This is a genomic window from Undibacterium sp. 5I2, from assembly GCF_035019605.1.
Lineage (GTDB): Bacteria > Pseudomonadota > Gammaproteobacteria > Burkholderiales > Burkholderiaceae_D > Undibacterium.
This window is the reverse complement of the sequence record NZ_JASJVS010000110.1, coordinates 1-4,944: the sequence shown is the minus strand read 5'-3', so window position 1 is coordinate 4,944 and position 4,944 is coordinate 1. Positions and strand designations below refer to the sequence as shown.

Annotated in this window: 4 protein-coding genes and 4 pseudogenes; 3 read left to right on the top strand and 5 right to left on the bottom strand. The window is 52.6% G+C overall.

The window, feature by feature from the left end; genetic code table 11:
• Window positions 1-222 (top strand): annotated as a pseudogene (locus tag QN359_RS19365) (integrase core domain-containing protein); the annotation flags it as partial.
• Window positions 223-310: 88 nt separating this feature from the next.
• Here the strand turns inward: QN359_RS19365 and QN359_RS19360 are convergent.
• The 4 genes and pseudogenes from QN359_RS19360 to QN359_RS19345 form a co-directional block, all read right to left on the bottom strand.
• Window positions 311-1,114: pseudogene (locus QN359_RS19360) on the bottom strand (alpha/beta fold hydrolase); the annotation flags it as partial.
• A 147-nt stretch (window positions 1,115-1,261) separates the two neighbouring features.
• On the bottom strand, window positions 1,262-1,696 hold the full coding sequence (locus QN359_RS19355) for a MarR family winged helix-turn-helix transcriptional regulator (protein WP_323493393.1): 435 nt from the start codon (window positions 1,694-1,696) through the stop codon (window positions 1,262-1,264).
• Window positions 1,693-2,055 carry a GIY-YIG nuclease family protein gene (locus QN359_RS19350; protein WP_322249442.1) on the bottom strand — a complete coding sequence of 121 codons (363 nt, stop codon included), beginning with the start codon at window positions 2,053-2,055 and terminating at the stop codon, window positions 1,693-1,695. Before QN359_RS19350 ends, QN359_RS19355 begins: the two co-directional genes overlap by 4 nt.
• Window positions 2,056-2,081: 26 nt before the next feature.
• On the bottom strand, window positions 2,082-2,720 hold the full coding sequence (locus QN359_RS19345; protein WP_322249443.1) for a DUF2239 family protein: 639 nt from the start codon (window positions 2,718-2,720) through the stop codon (window positions 2,082-2,084).
• Window positions 2,721-2,968: 248 nt separating this feature from the next.
• Between QN359_RS19345 and QN359_RS19340 the strand changes: the two are divergent.
• Window positions 2,969-3,133: pseudogene (locus tag QN359_RS19340) on the top strand (recombinase family protein); the annotation flags it as partial.
• A gap of 203 nt (window positions 3,134-3,336) precedes the next feature.
• Here the strand turns inward: QN359_RS19340 and QN359_RS19335 are convergent.
• A pseudogene (locus QN359_RS19335) lies at window positions 3,337-3,480 on the bottom strand (type II toxin-antitoxin system PrlF family antitoxin); the annotation flags it as partial.
• A 254-nt stretch (window positions 3,481-3,734) separates the two neighbouring features.
• On the opposite strand from QN359_RS19335, the gene QN359_RS19330 reads away from it, so the two are divergent.
• Window positions 3,735-4,868: an ABC transporter substrate-binding protein gene (locus QN359_RS19330; protein WP_322249444.1), complete on the top strand. Its 1,134-nt coding sequence runs from the start codon at window positions 3,735-3,737 to the stop codon at window positions 4,866-4,868.
• Window positions 4,869-4,944: the final 76 nt, after the last annotated feature.

Genomic DNA, 4,944 nt, shown 5'->3' with positions numbered 1-4,944 from the left:
GTGTATTTGAAAAAGCATGAAAGTATGCCGGAATTGGTGATCGGCTTGGCGAACTATTTTATGTTCTACAACGCTGAGCGTAAACATCAATCATTGGGTTATCAAACACCGGAAACGGTGTATAGCTCAGGCGTGGGCGGTGGTGCCAAGATCGTGAATAAATTTGGTGCTGAACTGCCTGATTCAAAAATGCAGGAAAAGAAAAGCACGGTAGTGATGTAGTGCGAATAACGGGGCAGCGCCGTGCAGCTGTGGCAGAAACAGGCACTATCTTAAACTCTTTGAATAATTGTCTGGACTTAGGGGGCAACTTTAGTTCTGCCCCTTTAATATGGGCCGCCGTGTCCTTCCCAGCTTCTGGGGGAACCAGTGGATCGTCTGACCCATGCAACACAAGCGTTGGAGCACTTATGTTGGCTAGCCGTGATCTTAAGTCACCGGTTGCTGCGATGGCCGCGATGTGCCGCCAAAACCCGCTTGGGTTGTATGCACGTTTGACTTCGGCCAAGGCTTGCTCACGTTGTGCGGATTCCTCAAACGGATAGCCTCGCCCGGCAATCAATTGAGAAAAGGCAACGCAATGTGCGAGGTAGGCCTGTTCATCTTTCAACGGATGTGGCGCGGGCGATGTCATCGCCGCCATCACTGCAGGGCTGGCCTGCGGTAGATCACGATTGCCAGTACTCGACATCATGGAAACCAGAGATAAAACGCGTTCAGCATGCTCGCTGGCCAACAGTTGTGCAATCATGCCGCCCATTGATCTCCCAACCACGTGCGCTCGTTTGATCATCAACGAATTGAGAAGTTCTACAGCGTCGTTCGCCATATCGAACAGCGTATAAGGCATATTGGGCGTTTCGCCGCGAGAGATTGCATCGGCAATTGCAGCCAGATTTGGCATCGACGCGCTATGGAAGTGGGTTGAAAGGCCAGCGTCGCGATTGTCAAAGCGGATCACGCGGTAGCCTTGATTGGCCAGTAGCTGGCAAAACGATTCGCTCCAACGAATCATCTGCGTACCCAGACCGGAAATCAGCAGAACAGCTTCCGCCTCGTGATTACCAAAACAATCGTATTCAATTTCAATTCCGTTCGCTTTAATCTTGGGCATGATGTGTGGCAATTAAATGTTTTTGTGTTGCGCGCCTTTTGGGAGCGCTCCGGTATCTCGTTTGGTCGGCGTCACTACAGCACCACGGTTGCACCACCAGACTGTGCAAGTAGCCCCGTACCCAGCAAATCATCGCGATAGCCTTGCTCATGAGATTGCTAAGTTTGGAGTGTGTGCAAGCGTTACCAGTGCTGCGGAAACCATCTCAAGCGCTGCGGGGGCGATTGATGCAACGGCTTCGGTGCAAATGCTATCGGCAGTCTCGCGTGCGGCGCTTACCAGCGCACGCCCGGCTGGGCGAAGCACGGCCTGACGAAATCCATTCGCACCGTCGCGCACCACGAGGCCGATCTTCTCGAGCACGATCAACTGACGCAGCACAGCCGATTGAGGCTGCCCCATCGGACGCACGAGTGCCGGAATGCTTACCCGACCACCGTCCGCTTGCGCAAGCAAATTCAGCAGCGCAAAGTCGTTGAAACTGATGCCATGGTAAATGCCCAACTCGTCGTCAAGCTTGAGTTGCAGGCTGGCGTGGGCACTGTGTAGCGCCAAACAGAAGCCGAGATTCGTGTGCATCAAGGTTGACTCCTCGGTTCGTGGTAGCCGAGTTCGCCGACACAAGGGATTTCCTGGCACCACAGGCTAACCAGCATTTCCAATTCTTGTGCGGCATTGAACGCTGGATCTTCGCCTGGTTTGACCATGTCGATTACTTCGAAGATAAAATTGGTCTCGCCATACGCGAGCCAGTCCTGCGCAAGCCTCGCATTGCGATGCAGTCCATGCTGCAGCTCAAAACGATGCCGGTTGAGTGTGCCCTGAACGTTCGTACTTCCGGCAACCAACGCTCGACCCGTGATCTGGTTACGGATAGCATATACGCCGGCTCGGGTTTTCGTCTCCAGATACTGTCGTTTCAGGGTTTTTCTGTTTGTCATCATCAATCCTTGGTGTTCCAAATGAGTCACGGTGCAAGCGATGGCACTTCTGTCAGCGGCAGTTGATCAGCCAGGTACCTGAGGTAATCGCGAACGTCGACCGGCCAAGCTTCGGTTTGTTGGCGAAACTTGGCCGCATCGTTTGCGAACAGCGCACGCGAGGCCTCTTCAAAGCCAGCCATATCACCTGCGATGGCTGACATGAAGTGGTAAGCACGTTCATTCGCCCGGCGCTGCCGGTCTCGGTCCCCGTTGGCCCGGCGTGCCTCATCAACCAGTTTCCGCAAAGTCACCGATGCACCGCCTGGCTGTGCAGCCAACCAATCCCAGTGGCGCGGCAGCAGCGTGACTTCTCGCGCGACAACCCCAAGCTTTGGTCGACCACGGCCACGTGGCTCACCCGGTTCCTCGGAATTGATTAGTGCCGATTCGTTTCCTTGAAGCTGACAGCCCTCTGGAGGCAGACGTGCCAACATATCGGCATCGCTTCCTCGAATGTCAATTTCGACCACTTGGCCAGTCTGGTCGCAGAATGTCAGCAGTGGACTGGATGCGTCAGACGCCAGAGCGTGTTTCACAGCCAATGCATTGACCGTCAAGCTGCCATAGGCGATGCGCTGGTGGCCATTGAAGCTGGTATAGGAAGGTGTAGCGGTATCAATCATGGGAATATTTAGCTTGAATTGGATCAGTAATAATACCCGGGTTAAATTACCGTGTCAATAATACCCGGGTTAAATTTGAGGCATGCTGCTTCTGTGACTGACGCATCGGCACTGCCATGATTCCCCTCGGTTGCCCGACCAGCGCGTTCATACGAACCCCTATCAACTAAGGAGTTCCAAATCACCACTTCAGTGCCATGGTCAGGGCCACTGTTTTTTGGCTTGAAGACCAACAGCGAGGAGGCAGCATGAACACGAGTAGGCAAATTACATCGCCCAAACCGCGTAAACGGTGCGCTGTGTACTGCCGAGTATTAAGTGACGAGCGGCTGGAACAGGAATTCAAGTCCATCGATGCCCAAAAAAAGCCTGGCCAATCGTATGTTGCCGGCCAACGAACTAAAGCTTGGATAAATGCCGTATACCTCGTCGTTCCTGCATGCCGCAGCCTCGTCATTCCCGCATGCTTTTGGCGGGAACCCAGTGTCGTTTTCAGCACTGAAAACACCATCATTTCTGGCATTTTCAGTTAACCACGAACGCCGCTGGATTCCTGCCAAAAGCGCGCAGGAATGGGCAATCGCTGCCAGTCGCTTGGTGGCATTTTTCTTGGTGAGGAGAGCACGACTTCGCCGCTAGGACGGATAGGGTAGTGAATCTTGTCCCGCTTGCTCAGCCTCAAGGCACGGCGAACTATTTCCGGCACCCTGGTCTGGTAACGGTCGGTTAGAGTGGATTCAACTTCAAAGATGGCAGCCATAGCGCACTCCGATTAAAAGGATGTACAGCACATGGTGATGGCATTACCCAAAAGGCAAATTTCTGCACAAAGAGCTAGTGTGGATGTCCACATCAGTGAAACTCCTCACTCTGTGGCATCAAGTTTAGTGAGATATTCCATTCACCAAATTTTACGTAGAAATACCGGTAACGACGAAGTGCAACTGAAGGTGTATCACGGTTGGTGGGAAGCACTGGCTTTGTCGAATAAAATAAAATGACAGGAGACAAGCTGTGAAAAAAAATATCTTGCTGATCGGCGCTATGCTGGCCGTCTTGGCTGCGTCCGCTTTGGCATCGGCGGAAGAGGGCATTAGCGATAAGTTGATCCTGATCGGGCAAACGGTCGGTTTAACCGGTACCGTCGCTGGACCGGTGCAGGAAATGAATGCGGGGGCCAACGCGTATTTTAACTTGGTCAATAAAAAGGGCGGTGTGTTCGGTCGCAAAATAGAATTGCTGACAATGGACGATCAGTTCGACCCAGCCTTAGCGGCAGCCAATGCAGAAAATTTAATCAGAAAACGGCATGTATTCGCACTGTTCCAAGGACGGGGAACACCGCATACCCTGGCGATTTTGCCGCTTCTGGCGACTTACAAAGTACCACTCATCGCGCCGAGCACCGGCGCGTTGGCACTGCGGCAACCGGTCAACCATTGGGTTTTCCATATCCGCGCCGATTACAAGGATGAAGTGAGCAAGATCATCGAACAATTTACCACCATCGGCATCAAGGCTATCGGCATTGTGCATGTGGATGACAGCTTTGGTCAGGATGGCCTGGCCGGATTCAATCAGGCACTTGCTTTACATAAATTGACACCGGCCGTGGTGGCGCAATTTTCCCGGGCGAAGCCGGACTATGCTGCTGCGGTCAACACGATCATGCAAGCCAATCCACAAGGTTTAATTATTGTGAGCTCTTCCAATCAAACGATTGAGCTGATCAAAGCCTTGCGTGCCGCCGGTAGTCGCACTCAAATCATGACGCTCTCGAACAACTCATCAGAGTCATTTATTCGGGATTTGGGCGTCGCGAGCAAAGGTGTCATCATTTCTCAAGTGATGCCTTCACCCAATTTGGTGACGACCGGACTTGGTGATGAATTCATGAAAGTGGCCAAAGCAAGTGGCACCACAGTTTCGTATGCGGCAATGGAGGGCTACGTCAATGCCAAGGTTTTGGTGGAGGGCTTACGGCGCGCCGGCCCGAATCCAACTCGCGAAGGCTTGGTAACGGCCCTGGAATCGATCAAGCATCTTGATCTCGGTGGCATCGTCATCACTTACGATGAAAAAGATCATAGTGCAAATAAATTTGTTGAGCTGACCATTATTGGACAAGGTGGGCGGTTTATTAAATAAAACAACTTAATGGATCGTCGCAAGCGACGATGGAAAAGACTCTGGAAGGGGTTTGCATCCCCTCCCATCGCGTCGC